Raw genomic sequence first — 19,926 nt, forward strand, 5'->3', positions numbered from 1 at the left:
CCGCCGCCAGGCGCCGTCAGACGACGATTGGGAATCTTTCTGATACCGGCGTTGCCGGTGAATAGGTAGGGTATGCGAGGCTATATACAACTTCTGGCGACTGCCGCCATCGCGGTACTGCTGGCCGGCTGCGCAGCGACGGGTCATAACTTCGACCCGGGCAAGTTGTCGACCCTGACGCCGGGTCAGACGACGCTGGAAGAGGCCTCGCGGGCGCTGACTGCGCCGCCGGACAAGTTATACAAGCAGACCGACGGCACGCTTCTGGCCCTCTGGTCCTTCAAGATCACGTTTGTCGCCGACGGCCTGTACAGCCGCAAGGAAGCCCTGCTGCAGTTCGGCCCGGACGGCCGTTTGATGCGGCTGGTCGACAGCACCAATATTCTGCTGGAACCTTGGGAACGCCAGAAGTTGTTGGGGCCGGCACCCGCGCCTGAGTTGAATCAGGCCTGGCCGCCGGCACCCCTGGCCGAGCCCGAGGTGCAAACCATCTACATACCCGGCCCGGGAGAGCCAGCCGGGTTGGCGCCTGCGAACAAATAGGTCTTGTTGTAGTTCGGCAGAGAGCATTGCGGCGCGAGCCGCAATGACCGTCGCCCTGAATGTACACCCCATGTAACAGGGCGTGTCGACAGGGTGGTTTTTCATTTGGTCAGAGCAGTTCCTGAGGGATGGGGAAAAAATATGGAAGCGAGTCTCGAATCCGGCGCGAAGGCCGGCAAAGGCGGCAAGAAAAAGGCCGCGCGCGCGCCTAAGGTGAAGCGCAAGCTCCGGCTGCGCGATGCCCGCGTCGGTACGATGCTGCTGTGGGTCATGGCGTTCTTCGCGATCTTGATCGCGGCGGTAGGCGGGCTGGCGGCGTTTTTCCTGCAGCACAATTACGAATCCATCCGCGAAGTCAACGCACTGACCGAGCGCGCCAAGCAGGTTGAAGTGATCAACAGCGACATGCTGCGCGCCCGCGTGAGCCTGATGGTGGCTGCACGCCACCTCCAGGAATCCGGTTGGGGCAGCGGCGAGAACTCCGCCCGCGACGCGGCTGCCGCCCTGAAGGGCGCAACCGACCTGCTGACGGGCGTGCGCGCTCGCTTCGCGGACTTCCAGAAGAACATGCTGCAGGACGACACGGGCCGCCAGCTGTCGATGAACCTGGTCCGCCGCTATCGCTCGTACATCGACGACGGCGTGGACACCATGGTGGAGGCCCTGCGCAGCGAAGACTATTCGACGTTCTACATGGTTAACAACGAATACGGCACGCCGCGCAGCGCCGCCTTCATCGAGGCGCTGAACGATTTCGGCAAGTACATCGGCGACCAGCAACAAGCGACGATCGACCAGGCCGAGGCGAACTTCAACCGCGCCATGGTGGCGGTGGGTGTTGCGGTCGGCCTGGCGCTGGTGCTGATGGTGTTCTGCCGCATCTTGTTCGGCCGCCTGGTCGTGCGCCCGCTGGTCGAAGCCGGCCAGCATTTCGACAAGATCGCCGCTGGCGACCTGACCAGCCGCGTTGAAGTCCGTTCGCACAACGAAATCGGCCAGTTGATGGCGGCGGTCAAGCGCATGCAGGAAAGCCTGACCCGCACGGTGGCGACGGTGCGCCGCGGCGTGGACGAGATCACGGTGGGCTCGCGGGAAATCGCCGCTGGCAACACGGACCTGTCCAGCCGGACGGAAGAACAGGCCGCGTCCCTTGAAGAGACCGCAGCCTCGATGGAGGAACTGGCCTCCACGGTGAAGCAGAACGCCGACAACGCGCGTCAGGCGAATCAGCTGGCGGCGAGCGCCTCGGACGTGGCCGAGCGCGGCGGTTCGGCGGTGTCTGAAGTGGTCAGCACGATGCAGGGCATTTCCGCCAGCTCGCGCAAGATCTCCGAAATCGTCTCCGTCATCGACGGCATTGCGTTCCAGACCAACATCCTGGCGTTGAACGCCGCAGTGGAAGCTGCACGTGCGGGCGAGCAGGGCAAGGGCTTTGCGGTGGTGGCGGGCGAAGTGCGCTCGTTGGCGCAGCGCAGCGCCCAGGCGGCCAAGGAAATCAAGGGCCTGATCGAAGACTCGGTCACGAAGGTGGGGGCAGGTTCGCAGCAGGTGGAACGCGCGGGCGCGACGATGCAGGAGATCGTGGCGTCAGTGAAGCGCGTGACGGACATCATGGGCGAGATCTCGGCGGCGTCCGAGGAGCAGTCCAGCGGCATCGACCAGGTCAACCGCGCCGTGTCGCAGATGGACGAGGTGACGCAGCAGAACGCAGCCTTGGTGGAAGAAGCGGCCGCTGCCGCAGGTTCGCTGCAAGATCAGGCTCACCGCCTGGCCGAAGCCGTCGCGGTGTTCAAGATCAATGCCGGTGAAGTGATTGAAGTGCCCGCGCATCAACTGGGCGGCTATGCCGCACCGACGTTGACGCAAGGCTGATGGTATCGGTGGTGCCCGGACCTGCCGCGCGATGGGCGCGGCAGGTTGGGCGGCTACCGGGGGCATGACCACGGCCGCGCCTGAGCGCGGCCGTGTTTCTTGTTGCGCAACGCCAATGGATGCGGCGTGCGATTCCTACGCACGTTAAGTTTTCGAAAATTTGGCCGTAAACAAAAATAACGCCTGAAATGGGCGGTGAACAGTGTTTGACGGCAGTGGATCCTGCCCGACAAACCGGGCGGGTACAGGTCGATGCGGGGCGTCAGGTCCGGTTGCTCGCTGCCATTCATTCGCTGCTCTTATGAAGTAACCGGAGACTAGCTGTGCGCGTGAACCTACCCGTCCATGACGTGGAAACCAAGCTGCGTGAAGATCAGTACCTGATCTCCCGCACCGACACCAAGGGCCGCATCGTCTACGCGAACCCGGCGTTCGTCGAAGTTAGCGGCTTCACCCGCGAAGAACTGATCGGCAAGCCGCACAATATCGTGCGCCACCCCGACATGCCGTCCGAAGCCTATGCGGACCTGTGGGACACGCTGGAATCGGGCGAATCGTGGTTGGGGCTGGTCAAGAACCGCCGCAAGGACGGGGGCTATTACTGGGTGCTGGCCAACGCCACGCCGATTGTCGAAAACGGCGAAGTCGTCGCGTATTCGTCGGTGCGCGTGCGTCCGTCGGATGAGCAGGTGGAGATGGCCGAGGAGCTGTACGCCCGCATCCGCGAAGGCAAGGCGCGCGGCGTGCGCATCCACCGCGGCCGCCCCGTGCGCGCGGGCTGGCGGCGCGGTCTGGATCTCGTAGCGTTTCCCTTCAAGCGCAGCGTGCGTAGCCGCATGCTGCGCCATGCGCTGCTGTCTGGCGGCATCGTCGCGGGCGCGGGCGCCTACGGGCTGCATGCCAACTGGGCCACTCTGGATACCCTGGGCGCCAGTCTCGGTTGCGGGGTTATCGCGCTGGGCGTGATCGCCATTTTCGGGATGGGCTGGAGCCTGTCGCGGTCTCTGCTGGATCCGATGGTGGATGCCGCCAACATGGCGCGCCAGGTCGCCGCCGGCAACCTGACCACGCAGATCGTGGCGGATTCCGACGATGAGGTGGGCAGCCTGAAGTTCTCGCTGGAAGTCATGCGCAAGAGCCTGATCGGCATTGCACAGGACGTCTACCGGGGCATCGAGGGCACGACGCACGCGGCCGTGCATATCGCCCGCGGCAACCAGGAACTGGCCGGCCGCACCGAAGGCCAGGCGGCATCGCTGCAGCAGACGGCCGCCAGCATGGAACAGCTGACCTCGACGGTGCGTCAAAACGCCGACAATGCCCGCCAGGCCAATCAGCTGGCCGCCAGCAGCATGGACGTGGCGCGCCGCGGCGGCGTGGCGGTAGGCCAGGTGGTGAATACCATGCACGGCATTTCCGACAGCTCGCGCAAGATCGCGGACATCGTCAGCATCATTGAAGGCATCGCGTTCCAGACCAACATCCTGGCATTGAACGCTGCGGTGGAAGCCGCGCGTGCAGGCGAGTCTGGCAAGGGCTTCGCGGTCGTCGCCGGCGAAGTGCGCAGCCTGGCGCAAAAGAGCGCCCAGGCCGCCAAGGAAATCAAGGGCTTGATCGAAGACTCGGTCGACCGCGTGTCGGAAGGGTCGGCACAGGCCGAGCAAGCCGGCGCCACGATGGAAGAGATCGTGGCCGCCGTGCATCGGGTTACGGACATCATTGGCGAGATCTCCCAAGCCTCGCAAGAGCAGTCCAGCGGTATCGAGCAAGTGGACTCCGCCGTGTCGCAGATGGATGTGATGACGGTGCAGAACACGGCGCTGGTGCAGGAACTGGGTGGGGCGGTGGTGCAGCTGGGCAACCAGTCTGGTGCACTGCGTGAAACGATCCGCGTGTTCCGGTTGACCGGTCAGCCCTGATCTGCCGGGGCGATCAACATCCCGCAAAAGAAGCGGCCGCTGAAAAGCGGCCGTTTTGCATGGTGCTGGCGGGTGGGGCTGGCGAGCCCTGGGTGCTATCGACCCGCCAACGCGTCGACCACCCGGCTCATGGCGCCCAGCCCGGATTCGAACAGCGATTCCAAAAAAGGCCCGGCATGCGGCAGCACCACGGTCAGCACCGTGACGCCGACGATGAGGGTGACCGGAAAGCCCACCGAAAACACGGACAACTGCTGCGCCGCGCGGTTCAGGATGCCCATCGCCAGGTTAATGGTCAGCAGCGCGCAGATCAGCGGCAGGGCCAGCAATAGGCCGGAGACGAAGACCGTCTTGCCCCATTCCACGACCACTCCCCAGCCGTTCTGATGCAGCTGGATCATGGCCACGGGCAATGTGTCGAAAGACCGCACCAAGGCGGCCAGAACGAGCAGATGGCCGTCCAACGCCAGGAAGGTCAGCATTGCGACGATGTTGAACAGGCGCGAGAGCACAGCGGTGTTAGCGCCGGAGCTGGGGTCGAAGAATGACGCGAACGACAGGCCCATCTGCAGGCCCACGAATTCCCCCGCCGTCTGCACGGCGGCGAACACCAGCCGCATTGTGAACCCCATGGCGATGCCGATCAGCACCTGCTGCATCACCATCCACAGGCCCGCGAACGACCCGGGCGCGATCGGCGGCATGGGGTCCAGCGCCGGGCTGACGGCGACGGCCAGCACAAAGGCCAGACCGACCTTGACCTTGACGGGGATGATGGATTCGGAGAACAGGGGGGCCGTGCCCACCAGCGCCAGGATGCGCACGAACGGCCAGAGGAACTGGCCGATCCAGCCGTTGAGCTGTTCGAGCGTGAAGGCGATCATGGGAGGAGCGTCTGGCGTCTGGCGGCGCGGGCCGCTCAGGACACCAGCATGGGGATCTGGCCGATCAATTGCCGGATGTAGTCGACCATGACGCCGATCAGCCACGGGCCCAGCAGCACCAGCACGCCGCACATCGCCAGCAGCTTAGGAATGAACGACAGCGTCATTTCGTTGATCTGCGTGGCGGCCTGGAAAATGCTGATGACGAGACCCACCACCAGCACGACCAGCAGCAGCGGGCCGGCCATTGCCAGGACGATCTTCATCGCCTGGTAGGCCATGGTCATGACGGTTTCGGCTGTCATGGCGATTCTGCTCCGGGCGTTATTGGTAGAAGCTCTGGGCGAGTGAGCCCATGAGCAGGTTCCAGCCGTCGGCCAGCACAAACAGCATCAGCTTGAACGGCAGCGCTACGGTGACGGGCGGCACCATCATCATGCCCAGCGCCATCAGCACGCTGGCGACCACCAGATCGATGATCAGGAACGGGATGAAGATGGTGAAACCGATCTGGAACGCGGTCTTCAGCTCGCTGGTGATGAACGCCGGCACCAGGATGCGCAGCGGCACTTGCGAGGGATCCTCCAGCGCCGGCTGCTTGGCCAGGTTGGCGAAGAGCGACAGGTCGTTCTCGCGGGTCTGGTGCAGCATGAAGGTGCGCAGCGGCCCCGCGGCCCGTTCGACGGCGGTCTCGAACGGGATCGAGCCCTCGGACAGCGGCTTGTAGGCGTCGGCATAGATCTTGTCGAACACCGGCGACATCGTATAGAAGGTCAGGAACAGCGCCAGCCCGATCAGCACGTGGTTGGGCGGCGACATCGCCGTGCCCATTGCGCTGCGCAACAAGCCCAGCACGATGATGATACGGGTGAAGCCGGTCATCATCAGCAGCGCGGCCGGCAGGAACGACAGCGAGGTCATCAGCAGCAGCGTCTGCATGCTGAGCGAGTACGTCTCGGAGCCGTTGGGGCCGGGGGTGGTGGTCAGCGCTGGCAGCGTGGCCTGGGCGACGACGCCGGCGGGAAAGAAGGCCAGGCCCAGCACCGCGGCGGCGGCCAGCAACGGCAGCGCGTTCTGGCGGGCGCGGGTGGAGGTCGTGCGGGTGAGCAAACTCATGGGTATCGCTTGGATCGCGCAGGTGGCGCTAGCGGCGCTTGAGCGCCTGGCCCAGCTTGGCCGCGAATGCTGCGGCGGGCAAGGGCGAACCCTCCGGCAACTGGCCGGCGGGCAGGGTATGCAGGGTGCTGATCTGGTTAGGGCTGACGCCCACCACCAGCCAGGTGTTGTCGATTTCGACGACGACGATGCTTTGGCGCGCACCGACCGGCAGGCTGGCGATCTGCTTGAGCAAGTTGCCGCCGCCGCGCTGGGTCAATCCGGCGCGCTTGGCGAGCCATGCCGAAACCAGGATGGCGGCCACCACCAGCACAAGGCCGATGATGACGCGCAGCAGGGAGGATTCGGTCATGGCGCCGGTGCCGTCAACGACGGTTGTTCAAGCGGTTGATCCGCTCGGACGGGGTGATGATGTCGGTCAGGCGGATGCCATACTTGTCTTCGACGACGACGACTTCGCCCTGGGCGATCAGGTAGCCGTTGACGAAGATGTCCATCGGCTCGCCGGCCAGGCCGTCCAGCTCGACCACCGAGCCCTGGCCCAGCTGGAGCAGGTTCTTGATGGTCAGTCGGGTGCGACCCAGTTCGACCGTCAACTGGACGGGCACGTCCATGATCAGGTCAATGTCGGTGCCGGCGCCGGCGGTGGCGCCGGCCAGGGGCTTGAACACCGACTGGGCCGCGGACTGCGCGGCAGGCTTTGCCGGCGCCGGTGCCGGGGCAGCAGGCGCGGCGGGCGCGGCCTGTGCAGGGGCTGCCGGCGTGGCGGCGGATTGTTCAGCCATCGCGGCTGCCCAGTCGTCCTGCGGCTTCAGGCCATCGGCCTGGGTGGGCGGATTGGCGCGGGATTGTTCGGCGAGCGCGTCGGCCCAGTCGTCGGCCGGGGACGAGCCGGTGCCGGGCTCGTTCTTGTCAGTCATGGTCGGGGGCCTCGTGTGAATCGGTATCGTAGGTAAACATGTTCTGTACGCGAAGCGCGTACTGGCCATTGAAGACGCCGTAGCCGCATTCCATCAGCGGCACGCCATCCACGTTGGCAATGATGGTTTCGGGCACGTCCACGGGAAGGACGTCGCCCACTTTCAAGCTCATCAACTCGCGGATCGACGAGGGGATGCGCGCGAATTCCGCGACCACGTCGATGTCGGCGCTGCGAACCTGGCGCGACAGCTGCTGGGACCAGCGCTGATCCACTTCTTCCAGCGTAGTTTCCTGCAGCGGGCGCGTCAGCAGATCGCGTACCGGCTCGATCATGGAGTAGGGCAGGCAGATGTTCAGGTCGCCGCCCGTCGCGCCGAATTCAATATGGAACGAGGTGACGACCACCACTTCATTGTTGCCGGTGATGCTGGCGAACTTGGTGTGCATCTCCGAACGCACGTACTCGAATTCAATCGGATAGACGGGGTCCCAGGACTTGCCGTAGCTTTCCAGGGTCAGGTTGAGCAGGCGCCGGATGATGCGCTGTTCGGTCGTGGTGAAATCCCGGCCTTCAACGCGAGTGTGATAGCGGCCATCGCCGCCGAACAGGCTGTCGATGACCAGGAACACCAGGTTGGGGTCGTACGTGAAGAGCGCCGTGCCGCGCAAGGGCTTCATCTGAATCATGTTCAGATTGCTCGGCACGGGCAGGTTGCGTTCGAAGTCGGCGTACTTCTGGATCTTGATTGAACCGACCGTGATGTCCGCGCTGCGGCGCATGAAGTTCAACAGCACGTTGCGCATATGGCGCGCAAAACGTTCGTTGATGAGCTCCAGCGTCTGCATGCGGCGGCGCACGACGCGTTCGGGCGAGCTCAGGTCATAGGCGCGCGCGCCGTCGTTGGTACTGGCCGCCGATGTCTTGCTATCGCTCTCGCCGGTGACGCCGGCAAGCAGCGCATCGACTTCGTCCTGTGAAAGGAATGCCTCGTAGGCCATGCTTATTGCACCACGAACGCCGTGAACAGTACGTCGGTGACATACTGGCCGTCCGGCAGGGGCGAGAAGGGACGGTTGACCGCCTGCTTGATCGCGGTGGCCATGTCGGTCTTGCCTTGTTGGGTCTGCACGCCGGTGGGCGATTGCGAGGACAGCACCATCAGAATGCGGCTGCGCACTTCAGGCATGTACTTTTCAAGGCGCGTGCGGGTCTGTTCGTCGCTGACGCGCAGGGTCAAGCCCACGTGCATGATGCGTTCGGTGTCGGCGTTCTGCAACGTGACGGTGAACGCTTCGATCGGCACGAAGATCGGTGCGGGAACGGCGATCGGACCTGCCGGCGGGGCGACGAAGGTCGTCGGCGTGGCTTGCGGGCCCTGGCCGGCTTGACCAGGTTGACCCGGCTGACCGGGTTGGCCAGGCTGGCCGCCCGGGACTTGGCCCACGCCCAGTTGCACTGCGGCGCCGGGTTGCGGCTGCTGCATGCGTTGGGTGATGAACCAGGTTGCGCCGGCGCTGGCGGCCGCGACGAGGAGCAGGACCAGTATGGCCAGGATCGGGCGAAGGATGCGGCCAGCGCCGCCGGAGGTCTTCGCGCCCGACGGCGCGGATAGGGTTTTGGAAGTCGCCATCTCGGTTTCGATGCGTATTGGGCCGCTGGTGAAAACGGATACTTAGTGGATGAAAGCATTCTGCCCCAATTCCCGCCTCGGCTTGGAGGCGAAAAACAGGGCGAAAGCCGCGTATCTCAAGCTATTGCTGCACTGCCCGCATCCATTGGTGGCTGCGGGCCGCCTGTTTGCTACGCGAAGGTGTCGACCAGGGCGTTGGCATTGCGCGGAGAGGGCGCGACGGGCGCGGGGTTGCCGGCCGCCGCATCGGCAACCGCCGATCCGCCGCCTGTCTGGCGTTGCGAGCCATTGCCGCCCTGCTGTTGCGCGAATTCCTGCTGTGCGGCCTGTTCGCCGACGCTGGTCTGGCCCAGTGAAATGCCGGCTTGCGCCAGGGCTTGTTGCAATTGCGGAATGGCGGTTTCGATCGCTTGGCGCACCGACGCGTGAGCCGACACGAACGAGGCGCTAGCCACGCCATCGGCCAGATTCAGACTGACGCGCAAAGGTCCCAGGTCCGGCGGATCCAGGCGCAGCTCGGCGGTTTGCATGCCTTGGCGCGCATTGGTGCTCATCATCACGACCTGCTGGCCCAATTCGGTACCCCAATGGGTGCCGCCCACGGGGGTGGCGATCTGCATCACGATGGGCACGACCGGCGCGGCAACCGCGGCTTGATTCACCACGGGCGTGACTTGGCGTTGGGTGGCGGCGGCCAAAGCTTGGGCCAGATGATCCTGTGCCGAACCGCTGTGTTGCGGGGCCTGGAATTGCTGCGCCGTGCTGGTCAACGCTGCGGTTAGTTCTTCTTCGGTGCGGGCCGGCAGCGTCGTCGTGTGTTCGGTCTCGGCGCGGGCATCGCGCGGTACGCGCGGCAGCGTAAGGTCGGTGGCAAGACGCAGCGACTCGGTCTTCGCCGCAGGCTTCGCGTTGGCGGGCGCGGCTTCCACGGCTGGGGCCACGGCGCTGCCCGGCTTGACGGCGGCGGTCACCACCGGCAAGGCAGCCTGGGCATCGCGCGTGGCAAGCGCGGCGGCCGCTTCGGCCTGTTCAGCCGTTGCTGGAATCGGCGTGCCCCGCGTGACGGCGGCGTTGGCGTTGGCGTTGGCGTCGACGTTGGCTGCGGTGTTGGCGGCGTTCAGCGTGGCGGTCAACACGGCCGCGCCGGAGCCCAGTGCCGCCGCGGCGGCTTCGGCGTTGCCGCGGGCAAGCTGCACCTGTTCGGCAGCCTGGGCGGCGATTTCAAGCGCTTGCTGCGGCAAGACCGGCGCGGCCGGTTGTTGGGTGGCGGCAACCGCCATTGCGCCGGCTTCCGCGGCGGCGGCGGTCTTCACCGCATCGTCGATCGCGCCGGCAGCGGCGTTTTCAGCCTTGCTGGCCGGGTCGTTGGCGGTGGTGTTCTTGCCGGGCGTCTTGGCGCCGTTGTTCGCGGGGCGCGAATCGGCGGACGGCTTCGGACGCTGCTGGGCCAGCACGTCGGAAAAGCTCGGGCCTTTCTTGTTCGCGGCCGCGGACTTGTTGGCGCCAAGCGCGTCAGCAATCGACGTCGGCGCGACGGGTGCGATCGTGGGCAAGGGCAGGGGAGCGGTCATCTTGGGCTTCCTGTGAGGTATTGCTTAATGCAGGCCGGCCTGGCGCTGGACCAGGCGGGCGGAGTATTCATCGTTGGCGCGCTGTTCGCGGCGGGACTCCACGACGGCGTGCGCGCGCATTTCGCGCTGCGCCAGGGCGTCGTAGGAATTGAGTTTGCGTTTTTCCTGCTGCCAGTACTGGCGGCCCTTGGCGAGGTTCTCGTCCGCCTGGCGCAGTACGGTCTGCTGTTGGCTGATCGCGTCGTCCAGGGTGCCGATGAAACGTTGGTAGTTATGGCAATCGCTGGCCGACATTCCCGTCGTCATCGCCTGCTGCAGGCGCTCCAGGTAGTCCTGGCGGTAATCATTCAGCATGCCCAACTGGCGCTCGGCATTGGTGCGCTCGGCACTGAGCCGGCCCAACAGGCGCGCGGCTTCATCCGTGCTTTCCTTGGCCAGGTTGATCAGCATGTCCAAGGGCAATTGGCTAGGCATAGGTGTCCCTTAACTCGAAACTGGCGCGCAACTGGTTGACGGCGTCGTCGTAGCCGACGTTTTCGCCGATATCCTGCTGCAAGAACGCCTCCAGACGGGGGTAGCGGGCGATGGCTTCGTCCAGCTGTGGATCATTGCCGGCGGCGTAGGCGCCCACGGCGATCAGGTCGCGGTTGCGCTGGTAGCGCGACAGGTTCTGCTTGAAGCGGCGCACCACGGCGAACTGCTGCGGCGTGATCAACGAGGTCATCGCGCGGGAAATCGACGCCTCGATGTCGATGGCGGGGTAGTGGCCGGCTTCGGCCAGATGGCGCGACAGCACCACGTGGCCGTCCAGGATCGCGCGCGCCGAATCGGCGATCGGATCCTGCTGGTCGTCGCCTTCAGCCAGCACCGTATAGAACGCGGTGATGGACCCGGCCTTACCCGACGGGCCGGGCGCACCCATCCCGGCGCGTTCGACCAGCATGGGCAGCTTGGCGAACACCGACGGCGGGTAGCCTTTGGTGGCGGGCGGTTCGCCGATGGCCAGCGCGATTTCCCGTTGCGCCATCGCGTAGCGGGTCAGCGAATCCATGATCAGCAGCACATCGAGGCCCTGGTCGCGGAAGTGTTCGGCCAGGCGGGTGGCGTAGGCCGCGCCTTGCAGGCGCAGCAGGGCCGACACGTCGGCGGGCGCCGCCACCACGACCGAGCGCGCCAGGCCTTCGGGGCCCAGATTGTGCTCGATGAATTCCTTGACTTCGCGGCCCCGTTCGCCAATCAGGCCCACGACGATCACGTCGGCCTTGGTGTAGCGGGCCATCATGCCCAGCAACACGGATTTCCCCACGCCCGAACCGGCGAAGAGCCCCATGCGCTGGCCGCGTCCTACGGTCAGCAACCCGTTGATGGCGCGCACGCCGGTGTCCAGCACGGTGTCGATCGGTGCGCGCGACAAGGGGTTGATGGGCAGGGCGGACAGCGGCGCCAGTTCAGCGCCCGTCAACGGACCCAGCCCGTCCAGCGGGCGGCCCGCGCCGTCCAGTACGCGGCCCAGCAGGGCGTTGCCCACGGGCAGGTGGCGGCCAAGCTGAGGCTTGGCGTTGCCGTTCAGTTCAGCCTTGCGTGGCAGCGGGATTTGCCGCTGCACGGGCGGTTCGCCGGGCACGACGCGCGCGCCGGGCGGCAGGCCGGAAATGTCTGCCTGCGGCATCAGGTACAGCGTGTGGCCGTCGAAACCCACGACTTCGGCGTCGGCCCAATGGTCATGGCCACGCGCGATTTCAATGCGGGCGGCCGCGCCGACGGGCAGGCGCAGGCCGGTGGCATGCAGCACCAGGCCGGTCGCGCGGGTGATCTTGCCACTGACCAGCCACGGGTCGGTCGACGCGGCGCGGATCGAGCCGATCTCCAGCTGCGTCTTCCAGCGGTCGATGACCGGGACGGCAGGTGGCGCACCGGCGGGCGCGGACGACGTCGGCGCGGCCGTCTGGCCGGGCTGTACCGGAGCCGGGTGGCTGTTCACGCCGGCTCCTCCCAGGAGACATTGCGGCCCAGCGAGGCCGCCACCCGGCGCCAGCGCGTCTGCAGCGTGGCGTCGATGTCGCCGTAAGGCGTTTCGGCGCGGCAGCCGCCGCGCGCGATGGATTCATCGGCCAGCACGCGCCAATGACCTTCTTTCAGTTCGTCCGCCAGGTGCAGGCGGATCAGCTCGATGTCGTCGGGGTTGGCCCACAAGCGCATCTGGCCGCCGGCCGACGGGTTGATGTGCAGCACGTCGCGCACGGCGGCGGCAACCGTTTCAGGCTGCTCGGCCAGCGTCGTGCGCACGACTTGCTGCGCGATGTCCAGCGCCAGCGTCAGCAGGCTCTGGCCCATCTTTTCTTCCAGCGAACCCAGCGACGCGGCGCACGCTTCGACCAGCGCGTGCAGGCGCTGCGCTTCGGCCGCGCCCTGTTCGCGCGCCTGGGCCAGGCCCTCGGCGAAACCGGCTTCGCGACCCGCGGCGAATCCTGCATCGTGTCCCGTTTGCTGGCCTGCTTCCATGCCGGCCGCGTGGCCGTGCGAGTAGCCTTCCTCGCGCCCTTCGGCCATCGCCTGGGCGCGCAGCTGCGCCATCACCACGGCGGGATCCGGACCCGGATCGGGTTCGGGCTCCGGCTCGACTTCGACGGCCGCCGGCTCGTCGAACGACAGCATCTGCCAGCGCCGCCAGGCGGCGCTGCGCGAGATGAGCGTCGTCGCGCCGTTGTCCGCTTCAGACATACGCATCGTCTCCGGAGTTGCCCAGGACGATCTGGCCGCTTTCGGCCAGGCGGCGGGCGATCTGCAGGATCTTCTTCTGCTCGGCCTCGACCTTCGACATGCGGATCGGGCCTTGCGCTTCCAGGTCCTCGCGCAGCATTTCGGCGGCACGGCTGGACATGTTGCGCAGGAACTTGGCGCGCAGCTCTTCCTGGGCGCCCTTGAGCGCAACCATGAGCGTGTCGTTGTCGATTTCCTTCAAGATGAGCTGGATGGCGCGGTCTTCGACGTCGAGCAGGTTGTCGAACACGAACATCTCGTCGATGATCTTCTGCGCCAGGTCGTTGTCGCGTTCGCGCAGGCTGGCCACGACAGTTTCCTCGTCCGAGGAATTCATCATGTTCAGGATCTCGGCCGCGGTGCGCACGCCGCCCATCTTGCTGCGCTTGGCGCCCTGGCCGGCCAGCACGGAATTCAGCACTTCAGTCAGTTCGGACAGGGCCGCGGGCTGCACGCCGCCGAAGGTGGCGATGCGCAGCATGACGTCGTTGCGCAGGCGATCGGTCAGCAAGGCCAGCACGCCGGCGGCGCGGTCGCGCTCCAGGTGGACCAGGATGGTCGCGATGATCTGCGGGTGTTCGTCGCCGATCAGCTCGGCCACGGTGTTCGGGTCCAGCCAGTTCAGCGCGTCGATACCGCTGCCGCCGTCGCCGGCTTCCAGGATGTCTTCGATCAGGCCGGCTGCGCGGTCGCTGCCCAGCGCCTTGGTCAGGACGCTGCGGATGTAGTCGTCCGAGCCCAGCGTGACGGCCATGAACTGATCGGCTTCCTGGCGGAATTCTTCCAGTACGACAGCCACGTCATTGCGCGTGACCTGCTTCAGGCTGGCCATCGCCGCGCCGACCTGCTGCACTTCACGGGCGCTGAGGTACTTGAAGACCTCGGCTGCCGCGTCCTCGCCCAGCGACATCATCAGGACGGCGCTGCGCGTCATGCCGTCCATCGGAGTGGAATCATTTTTCATCTTTGCTCATCCAGGTGCGCAGAACCATTGCGACGGCGCGCGGATCTTTATTGGCCATCGTGCGGGCGCGTTCCAGGTTGTCTTCGTAGCGGTTGACTTCCTTCGTGCGGGCGGCATCCTGGGCTTCGCGGGCCGCTTCGATGCGCTCGGCTTCAGCCATTTCCGGATCAACCGGCGGATACAGGTACTCGGTGACCGAGCGGCGAACCTTGCGGTACAGCCACAACGCAACCACCAGACCCACCAGCCAGGCCAGGATGGTCTTGAACAGGGCGATCATTTCCGGGTCGCGCCACATCGGCACCGGCGGCGGGCCATCGTTGAACTGGCTGTTCACCAGATTCAGGGAGTCGCCGCGCGTTTCGGAATAGCCCATGGCTTCGCGGACCAGGTTGGTCAGCTTGTTCAGTTCTTCGGGCGGCAGGGCTTGGGGCTCGCCGTCCTTGTCGCGGATGTAGTTCACCACCACGGCGACCGACAGGCGCTTCAGGTTGCCCACCGGTTGCTTGATGTGGCTGATGGTGCGGTCCACTTCATAGTTGGTGGTGGCGTCGCGGCGCTCGTTCAGATTGGTGGCAGCCGTCTGCGTACCCGTCTGCTGTTGCTGCTGTTGCTGCTGGGCATTGGCCGGCTGCTGCGGCTGGCCGGGACGGGGCGGTTGCGGCGCGGGCGGATTGGCGATGGGGGCCTGCGCGTTGGCCGGCGCCTGATTCGACAGCGCGCCGGGCACGCCCTGGGCGGGGTTCACGCCGCGCTGGGTGGAGTCGCTGGTCTGCTGGCTGCGAATGGCGGACTGGCCCGGCTCCTGGTTCGGGCGATAGACTTCGGAGGTCTCTTCGCGGCGGGCGAAGTCGACGTCGGCGCTGGCCTGGGCGTGGACGTTGCCCGGGCCGACCAGCGGATTCAGGATGGTCAGGATGCGTTCGACCGTGCGCTGTTCCATTTCGCGCACAAAGCGCATCTGGTCAGCGTCCATGCCGCGGCCTTCGCCCAGCGGCGCGGACAGCAGGCGTCCGTTCTGGTCGACGATCGATACGTTTTCAGCGGTCAGTTCGGGCACGCTGGAGGCCACCAGCCACGAGATCGCGGACACCTGGGCGTCGCTCAGGCTGCGGCCGGGGTAGACGTTCAGCAGCACCGACGCCGTGGGCGCCTGGCGTTCGCGCACGAACAGCGACTGGCGCGGCATGGCCAGGTGGACGCGGGCGTGCTGCACGGTGTGCATGGCTTCGATCGAACGAGCCAGCTCGCCTTCCAGGCCGCGCTGGTAGTTGATCTGCTCGGCGAACTGGCTGGCGCCGAAGCGGGCGTTGTCCATCAATTCGAAACCGACGGATCCACCGCGCGGCAGCCCCTGGGAGGCCAGTTGCAACCGGGCGTCGTACACGCGGTCGGCCGGAACCAGCAATGCGGTGCCGGTCTCGTTGTAGCGGTAGGGCACGTTCATCGTACCGAGCGCCGTCACGATCGCGCCGCCGTCGCGGTCGTCCAGATTCGAGAACAGCACCTTGTACTTGGGTTCACTGCTCCACATCACCGCGGCGACGATCAGCGCGACGACGGCGGCTGCCGCGCCAAGCAGGATAGGCTTGGGCAGCGCGCGTATCTTTTCCAGGGCGGGGAACTTCGCCAGCAGCGACGAGCTCAGAGTGGCCTGCTGATTCATCGATGGCTCCCGCTGGCTACGCGGAGCAGGGAAAAGGACTTCATGTCTGGGTAGGGCAGATTACACATGCAACGTGCTTCTGGTCTGGGGAGAGCCTGGATTATTGCCGTTGGTACGACAATCCCAATCGATGAAAACAGCCGGTTTTTGGCGTTACTTATCCTCTATGTCGACGGCAAGGCGAAAGCCGCGGCCATGGGCTTGTGCCTGATTGGCGGCATTCGAGGAAATGTCGGGGTTTTTGGTGGTTTTTATCGGCTATGGGCGCGCGCGAACGGCGTTACGCTCTGCTCCACAATGGCGTCACGCCCCACCAGCAAGGAATTAGGTAATGGCTGTATCAGGCTTGTCCGGCATCGAAAGCATGCTCCAGCAGATGCGCACCGTCGTGAGCAAGGCGGAAACCGGCAATCTCGCCGCAGGTGAAATGGTCGGCCAGCCCGACGGCTTTGCCGCCGAGTTGCAGCGCTCGATTCGCCGCGTGACTGCGGCGCAAAATGCATCGTCCGCCCAGGCGAAGGCCTTTGAAATGGGCGCGCCCGACATTTCGCTCAATGATGTGATCATCGATATGCAGAAAGCCAGCCTCGGCTTTCAGACGGCAGTGCAAGTGCGCAACAAACTGGTTGCCGCCTACAAGGAAATCTCTTCGATGGCCGTTTAAGGCCGAAGAAGGAAACGGGGGCTTTCCTGCTGTAGGGAAGGGCCCCCACGCATGCGCAAGCTGCGCATGCTTGCTGCCCGCTCGGGCGGGTCAGTCGCGTTGCGCGCCTTTCTCAAGGCGCCACACCACTTTTTGCAGCCAGTTCTCCTGGCGTGCGTCCAGATTCAGGAACACGGCGCCCACGTGGCTCATCGGCGGTTCGCCGGTCAGCGACACGTGCCTGGGCGCCTCGTCCGCCGGCGTTCCGGGTTGGATCATCGGTTGGCCCGAAATCGGATAGACGTTGCGCACTTCCAGATCGGCGCTGAGTTTGCCCAATTCACCGAAATCCAGTTGCACGGCTTCCATCACCGTGCCGCGCTCTGGCAGCACCGGCACCGCCAGTCCGACCCGCAGGCCCACGCCATCGACCGACAGGTCGCGCACCGTGAAACTGTAGGGCTTTTCTTTGGGCGCGGGTTGCCAGCTGGCTTGGCACAGGTTGGCGCTGCCGGCCAGCGAGGCGCGGAACATCTTTCGCCGCTGGATGCGGGCGAGCCTATCGGGAAAGGGCGACACCAATGCCGCGCTGCCGTCGTCGAACTGGATCACCTCGGGCCGCTGCACGCGGAACCGGATCTGCACGCCGCCATAGGCGGTGGCGTGGAAATGGAAAGTGGTGCCGCTCAATAAGCCCATGCTGTCGGACTGTTCGAAGTCGGCGCCAGCGTAGTCGCGCGGCCGCCAGAAGAACTGGCGGGTGTGCTTGTCCGCGCCCAGGACGAGCACGGCCATCTCGCGGTCGGCGGCATCGCGCACGAGGATGTGGCTGTCGGGGTGCGTCAGTTCAAACAAGGCTGAGCGCATGTCTTCCGGCCGGGTCAGCAGGAATTCCGGGTCGCTGGCATCCAACACGATGGTGGTCCTTAGAGAGTGAGGTCAGGCGGGTGGCGCGGCTTCAGGAAGCTCGCGCGATTCCAGGCGATAGAGCCAGGCCAGCAATTCTGCCACTGCTACGTACAGTTGGGGGGGAATATGTGCGTCCAGGTCCACCTGCATGAGCAGCCCGACGAGTTCGCGGGACTCGTGTACGTACAGGCCGTTCTCTTCGGCGGCACGGACGATCGTGTCGGCCAACTGGCCGTAGCCCTTGGCGACGACGCGCGGAGCGCCGTCCTTGTCGTCATACGAAATGGCGACTGCCGCGTTGCGGTTGGCGTTGGGGCCGTTGTCCTCGGCGTAGGAGGTGGTGCTCATCAGAGGTCGTTCGGGTCGATGGCGCGGGGTTCCGTCACGCTGACCGCCAGGTTGCTCAGGGTCAGGCCCGCGGCCAGGAGGCGCGATCGCAGCTGGTCGGACGAGTCATTGATCTCGGCGGCTGCCAGGGGGGCAACCAGTTGCAGGACGATCTGGTCGCCGGCCAGGTTCAGCCGGGCGTCCACCAGGCCAAGCCGGGGCAGATCGAGCTTCAGGCGCGTGGCCCAGGTGGGCGTCGCGGACTCGGGGTCGCCACCGTAGGGGTCGCGTTCCACTTCCCATTCCATCGGCGTGCCGGGCCAGGCCTCGCCTTGCCAGGTCAGCGATTGGTTGGCCAGCACGTCCAGTTGCTGGCGCACCAGAACGTTCAGGTCCTGGTGGATGCCGGCGACCGGTGCGCCGGGTGCGGAAGTGCTGGGGGCGCCGGAACCGGACGGCGCATCGACGCTACCGCCAGAGCGCACCGTTGCGGACGCTTCTGGCCTGCTTCGGACGACGGCGGCATTTTGGGGGGCGGCGTCCTTGCTCAGCTTGGCCTGCGGCTCGTTTCGGAGTGCTGACGGGTTTGTCCGGCCGAACACCATGTCCGTGAGATGCGATTCGTAGAATAGACCGCTGGTCTGTAGTGCTTGGCGCAACGCCTGACCCAGCAGACGGGCCGACGGCCCACTGGCAGCCATTGATGCGTGGGCGGCCGCCTCGGCGCCGCGACCGGCATTGGCCTGGCCGGAGGGTGCGGCGGCCTTTGCCGCCGGAGCGGACGTACCGGCATCTTCGGCGGCAAGCAAGCTCGCTGCCGTGGCGGTCGGTGTCGGGGCGGGCGCAGGCGTAGTCGCAGCCGTAGCCGTTGATGGGGTGGGCAGCTGGCCGGATGGCGGCACTGGCTGGCTAGCGGCGGGTTGGCCGGCAGGCTGGCCCGGAGCGCCATTGGCATTCCACAGCGGGGCGCGTCCCTGCACGGCGGGGGCGGCCTCCGGAAACTGGGCGAGCAACGCAAGAATGGCACGAGCCGTGGTGCCCAATGTGGTCGGGGCGGAGGCAGTGGTGTCGCTGCTGGTGACCAGCCCGCGCGCGGCCAGCGCCAGGGCGGCGGCAGTCTTGGGGTCGACAACAGTATTCTGGCGGTCACCTCGGGTGCCGCCAGTCTGTATGCCTTGCCGAGGATCGCGGGTGGACCCGTCTGCCGAGCCGGGCTTCTCCAGGCCGCCGGGCTGGCTGACGGCGTCGGGCCGGGCGCCGGAGACCTGATTGGCGTTGGCGGCGGACATCGTCGTGCCAAGCACGGCGTCCAACCGTTGCACCAGGACGTTACCGAGTGCGGCGGGACCTACGCTCATTCTTTAGGCGCCTGATAGCCGTAGGCGGAGAGCAGGGTCTGCTGACGTTTCATGCGTCCCAGCAACTCGCCCAGGCGAGCCAGTTGAGGAAGCGCCAGGTCCCGAGTAAGGGCATCGTTTTCCAGGATGCGGACCAGCAGGTCGTACTTCATCGTGCGTGCGGCTTCGTCCAACGGGACTTTTTGCTCGTACTGGCGCAGAAGTTCGACGCGTTCGCAATATTGTTGTCCATGGACCATCGCCAAGTCCCAATCGCCCGCCTTGGCGGCGGCCAGCATTTCCCCTGTAATAGACGCGATTTCCTGGTAGTTTTCCAGGATGGAGGGGGTGGACTGGGTGAGGGACGTCATGGAAATCTCGGGCGTTCGCAGGCTGACTGCAGGCATATTCTGGGCCATTACGGCTCCAAGCCGCCAGCCGGCCGGTCGATGGAAGTCTGCCAGGCTTCGGCCAAGTCGGCCAGCAGCCGATCGGCAAGGTCGAGCTGCTCGGCATCTGCCTTCAGGTTTGCCGTCAGCAGCGTGCGGATGATGTAGTCATATAGAAGGGCGAGGTTGGCCGCGATGTCGCCTCCTGCTTCCATATTCAGCCCGGTCTTCAGACCTTCATCGACAATCTTGATCGCCTTCGAGATGGCCGCGCCGCGCTCGGCGATACGGCCTTCGTTCAAATGAATGCGGGCCTGCCCGATGGCTGCCCGGGCGCCCAGATAGAGCAACGTGATCAGCCGCTCCGGACTTGCGCCCAGGACTTGCGTTTCCAAGCCGATATCGGCGTAGGAACGAACAGAATAAGACCCTGAGGGCCGTCGGGCGGCATACGTCATTTAATGCATCTTCTAT

General features: G+C 65.7%; 22 protein-coding genes. 4 read left to right on the forward strand and 18 right to left on the reverse strand.

Features of this window, described 5'->3' with window-relative positions; translation table 11 throughout:
- Positions 1-72 precede the first annotated feature (72 nt).
- The 3 genes from AC27VE_RS20585 (at position 73) to AC27VE_RS20595 (ending at position 4,334) form a co-directional block, all read left to right on the forward strand.
- Positions 73-543 carry a hypothetical protein gene (locus AC27VE_RS20585; RefSeq protein WP_488704838.1) on the forward strand — a complete coding sequence of 157 codons (471 nt, stop codon included), beginning with the start codon at positions 73-75 and terminating at the stop codon, positions 541-543.
- Positions 544-684: 141 nt separating this feature from the next.
- Positions 685-2,415, forward strand: a complete 1,731-nt coding sequence (locus tag AC27VE_RS20590) for a methyl-accepting chemotaxis protein (RefSeq protein WP_315131151.1) — start codon at positions 685-687, stop codon at positions 2,413-2,415.
- 323 nt (positions 2,416-2,738) lie between these two features.
- Positions 2,739-4,334: a methyl-accepting chemotaxis protein gene (locus AC27VE_RS20595; RefSeq protein WP_488704839.1), complete on the forward strand. Its 1,596-nt coding sequence runs from the start codon at positions 2,739-2,741 to the stop codon at positions 4,332-4,334.
- A 95-nt stretch (positions 4,335-4,429) separates the two neighbouring features.
- Here AC27VE_RS20595 and fliR read toward each other — a convergent pair whose 3' ends face one another.
- The 13 genes from fliR to fliF all read right to left on the reverse strand — a co-directional run bounded on the left by fliR (position 4,430) and on the right by fliF (position 15,847).
- Positions 4,430-5,218, reverse strand: a complete 789-nt coding sequence (fliR, locus tag AC27VE_RS20600; protein WP_488704840.1) for a flagellar biosynthetic protein FliR — start codon at positions 5,216-5,218, stop codon at positions 4,430-4,432.
- A gap of 35 nt (positions 5,219-5,253) precedes the next feature.
- Positions 5,254-5,523, reverse strand: a complete 270-nt coding sequence (fliQ, locus tag AC27VE_RS20605) for a flagellar biosynthesis protein FliQ (protein WP_006219058.1) — start codon at positions 5,521-5,523, stop codon at positions 5,254-5,256.
- Positions 5,524-5,542: 19 nt separating this feature from the next.
- Positions 5,543-6,334 carry a flagellar type III secretion system pore protein FliP gene (fliP, locus tag AC27VE_RS20610; protein WP_488704841.1) on the reverse strand — a complete coding sequence of 264 codons (792 nt, stop codon included), beginning with the start codon at positions 6,332-6,334 and terminating at the stop codon, positions 5,543-5,545.
- A 28-nt stretch (positions 6,335-6,362) separates the two neighbouring features.
- Positions 6,363-6,686, reverse strand: coding sequence for a flagellar biosynthetic protein FliO (gene fliO, locus AC27VE_RS20615; RefSeq protein WP_488704842.1), 324 nt, complete (start codon positions 6,684-6,686; stop codon positions 6,363-6,365).
- 13 nt (positions 6,687-6,699) lie between these two features.
- The gene (gene fliN, locus AC27VE_RS20620; protein WP_006224611.1) at positions 6,700-7,254 is read right to left on the reverse strand and encodes a flagellar motor switch protein FliN; all 555 of its coding nucleotides are present in this window, start codon (positions 7,252-7,254) and stop codon (positions 6,700-6,702) included.
- On the reverse strand, positions 7,247-8,254 hold the full coding sequence (gene fliM / locus AC27VE_RS20625; protein WP_488704843.1) for a flagellar motor switch protein FliM: 1,008 nt from the start codon (positions 8,252-8,254) through the stop codon (positions 7,247-7,249). The genes fliN and fliM overlap by 8 nt, the downstream gene beginning before the upstream one ends.
- A gap of 2 nt (positions 8,255-8,256) precedes the next feature.
- Positions 8,257-8,886, reverse strand: a complete 630-nt coding sequence (fliL, locus tag AC27VE_RS20630) for a flagellar basal body-associated protein FliL (protein ID WP_488704844.1) — start codon at positions 8,884-8,886, stop codon at positions 8,257-8,259.
- 170 nt (positions 8,887-9,056) lie between these two features.
- Entirely contained in the window at positions 9,057-10,457 is a 1,401-nt protein-coding gene (locus AC27VE_RS20635) for a flagellar hook-length control protein FliK (protein ID WP_488704845.1), read from the reverse strand.
- Positions 10,458-10,481: 24 nt separating this feature from the next.
- A complete protein-coding gene (fliJ, locus tag AC27VE_RS20640; RefSeq protein ID WP_488704846.1) occupies positions 10,482-10,931 on the reverse strand; it encodes a flagellar export protein FliJ in 450 nt (149 codons plus the stop codon).
- Entirely contained in the window at positions 10,924-12,348 is a 1,425-nt protein-coding gene (fliI, locus tag AC27VE_RS20645; protein ID WP_315131237.1) for a flagellar protein export ATPase FliI, read from the reverse strand. Before fliI ends, fliJ begins: the two co-directional genes overlap by 8 nt.
- 86 nt (positions 12,349-12,434) lie before the next feature.
- Positions 12,435-13,178, reverse strand: a complete 744-nt coding sequence (gene fliH, locus AC27VE_RS20650) for a flagellar assembly protein FliH (RefSeq protein WP_088588350.1) — start codon at positions 13,176-13,178, stop codon at positions 12,435-12,437.
- Positions 13,171-14,181: a flagellar motor switch protein FliG gene (fliG, locus tag AC27VE_RS20655; RefSeq protein WP_088588349.1), complete on the reverse strand. Its 1,011-nt coding sequence runs from the start codon at positions 14,179-14,181 to the stop codon at positions 13,171-13,173. The genes fliH and fliG overlap by 8 nt, the downstream gene beginning before the upstream one ends.
- Positions 14,171-15,847 (reverse strand): flagellar basal-body MS-ring/collar protein FliF, encoded by a 1,677-nt coding sequence (gene fliF, locus AC27VE_RS20660; RefSeq protein ID WP_488704847.1) that lies wholly within the window; start codon positions 15,845-15,847, stop codon positions 14,171-14,173. Before fliF ends, fliG begins: the two co-directional genes overlap by 11 nt.
- 331 nt (positions 15,848-16,178) lie before the next feature.
- Here fliF and fliE point away from each other — a divergent pair, with 331 nt between their 5' ends.
- The gene (gene fliE, locus AC27VE_RS20665; protein ID WP_105560508.1) at positions 16,179-16,511 is read left to right on the forward strand and encodes a flagellar hook-basal body complex protein FliE; all 333 of its coding nucleotides are present in this window, start codon (positions 16,179-16,181) and stop codon (positions 16,509-16,511) included.
- Positions 16,512-16,601: 90 nt separating this feature from the next.
- Here the strand turns inward: fliE and AC27VE_RS20670 are convergent, their stop codons facing one another.
- The 5 genes from AC27VE_RS20670 to fliS are packed head-to-tail and all read right to left on the reverse strand — an operon-like array spanning position 16,602 to position 19,910.
- On the reverse strand, positions 16,602-17,405 hold the full coding sequence (locus tag AC27VE_RS20670; RefSeq protein WP_488704848.1) for a flagellar brake protein: 804 nt from the start codon (positions 17,403-17,405) through the stop codon (positions 16,602-16,604).
- Between the two features lie 24 nt (positions 17,406-17,429).
- A complete protein-coding gene (locus AC27VE_RS20675) occupies positions 17,430-17,747 on the reverse strand; it encodes an EscU/YscU/HrcU family type III secretion system export apparatus switch protein (protein WP_006223462.1) in 318 nt (105 codons plus the stop codon).
- Complete coding sequence (fliK, locus tag AC27VE_RS20680; RefSeq protein ID WP_488704849.1) at positions 17,747-19,084, reverse strand: flagellar hook-length control protein FliK; 1,338 nt, start codon at positions 19,082-19,084, stop codon at positions 17,747-17,749. The genes AC27VE_RS20675 and fliK overlap by 1 nt, the downstream gene beginning before the upstream one ends.
- Entirely contained in the window at positions 19,081-19,434 is a 354-nt protein-coding gene (locus AC27VE_RS20685) for a flagellar protein FliT (RefSeq protein ID WP_488704850.1), read from the reverse strand. Before AC27VE_RS20685 ends, fliK begins: the two co-directional genes overlap by 4 nt.
- Before the next feature lie 47 nt (positions 19,435-19,481).
- Positions 19,482-19,910 (reverse strand): flagellar export chaperone FliS, encoded by a 429-nt coding sequence (gene fliS / locus AC27VE_RS20690; protein ID WP_488704851.1) that lies wholly within the window; start codon positions 19,908-19,910, stop codon positions 19,482-19,484.
- Between the last annotated feature and the right edge of the window lie 16 nt (positions 19,911-19,926).

The sequence above is a fragment of the Achromobacter sp. 18P8.1.1 genome, assembly GCF_057799415.1.

What these genes read in the sequence shown, in the direction of transcription:
- AC27VE_RS20585 (WP_488704838.1), top strand. Translation starts at nt 73, where the DNA reads ATGCGAGGCTATATACAACTTCTGGCGACTGCCGCCATCGCGGTACTG.
- AC27VE_RS20590 (WP_315131151.1), top strand. Translation starts at nt 685, where the DNA reads ATGGAAGCGAGTCTCGAATCCGGCGCGAAGGCCGGCAAAGGCGGCAAG.
- fliR (WP_488704840.1), bottom strand. Translation starts at nt 5,218, where the DNA reads ATGATCGCCTTCACGCTCGAACAGCTCAACGGCTGGATCGGCCAGTTC.
- fliQ (WP_006219058.1), bottom strand. Translation starts at nt 5,523, where the DNA reads ATGACAGCCGAAACCGTCATGACCATGGCCTACCAGGCGATGAAGATC.
- fliP (WP_488704841.1), bottom strand. Translation starts at nt 6,334, where the DNA reads ATGAGTTTGCTCACCCGCACGACCTCCACCCGCGCCCGCCAGAACGCG.
- fliO (WP_488704842.1), bottom strand. Translation starts at nt 6,686, where the DNA reads ATGACCGAATCCTCCCTGCTGCGCGTCATCATCGGCCTTGTGCTGGTG.
- fliN (WP_006224611.1), bottom strand. Translation starts at nt 7,254, where the DNA reads ATGACTGACAAGAACGAGCCCGGCACCGGCTCGTCCCCGGCCGACGAC.
- fliM (WP_488704843.1), bottom strand. Translation starts at nt 8,254, where the DNA reads ATGGCCTACGAGGCATTCCTTTCACAGGACGAAGTCGATGCGCTGCTT.
- fliL (WP_488704844.1), bottom strand. Translation starts at nt 8,886, where the DNA reads ATGGCGACTTCCAAAACCCTATCCGCGCCGTCGGGCGCGAAGACCTCC.
- AC27VE_RS20635 (WP_488704845.1), bottom strand. Translation starts at nt 10,457, where the DNA reads ATGACCGCTCCCCTGCCCTTGCCCACGATCGCACCCGTCGCGCCGACG.
- fliJ (WP_488704846.1), bottom strand. Translation starts at nt 10,931, where the DNA reads ATGCCTAGCCAATTGCCCTTGGACATGCTGATCAACCTGGCCAAGGAA.
- fliH (WP_088588350.1), bottom strand. Translation starts at nt 13,178, where the DNA reads ATGTCTGAAGCGGACAACGGCGCGACGACGCTCATCTCGCGCAGCGCC.
- fliG (WP_088588349.1), bottom strand. Translation starts at nt 14,181, where the DNA reads ATGAAAAATGATTCCACTCCGATGGACGGCATGACGCGCAGCGCCGTC.
- fliF (WP_488704847.1), bottom strand. Translation starts at nt 15,847, where the DNA reads ATGAATCAGCAGGCCACTCTGAGCTCGTCGCTGCTGGCGAAGTTCCCC.
- fliE (WP_105560508.1), top strand. Translation starts at nt 16,179, where the DNA reads ATGGCTGTATCAGGCTTGTCCGGCATCGAAAGCATGCTCCAGCAGATG.
- AC27VE_RS20675 (WP_006223462.1), bottom strand. Translation starts at nt 17,747, where the DNA reads ATGAGCACCACCTCCTACGCCGAGGACAACGGCCCCAACGCCAACCGC.
- fliK (WP_488704849.1), bottom strand. Translation starts at nt 19,084, where the DNA reads ATGAGCGTAGGTCCCGCCGCACTCGGTAACGTCCTGGTGCAACGGTTG.
- AC27VE_RS20685 (WP_488704850.1), bottom strand. Translation starts at nt 19,434, where the DNA reads ATGACGTCCCTCACCCAGTCCACCCCCTCCATCCTGGAAAACTACCAG.
- fliS (WP_488704851.1), bottom strand. Translation starts at nt 19,910, where the DNA reads ATGACGTATGCCGCCCGACGGCCCTCAGGGTCTTATTCTGTTCGTTCC.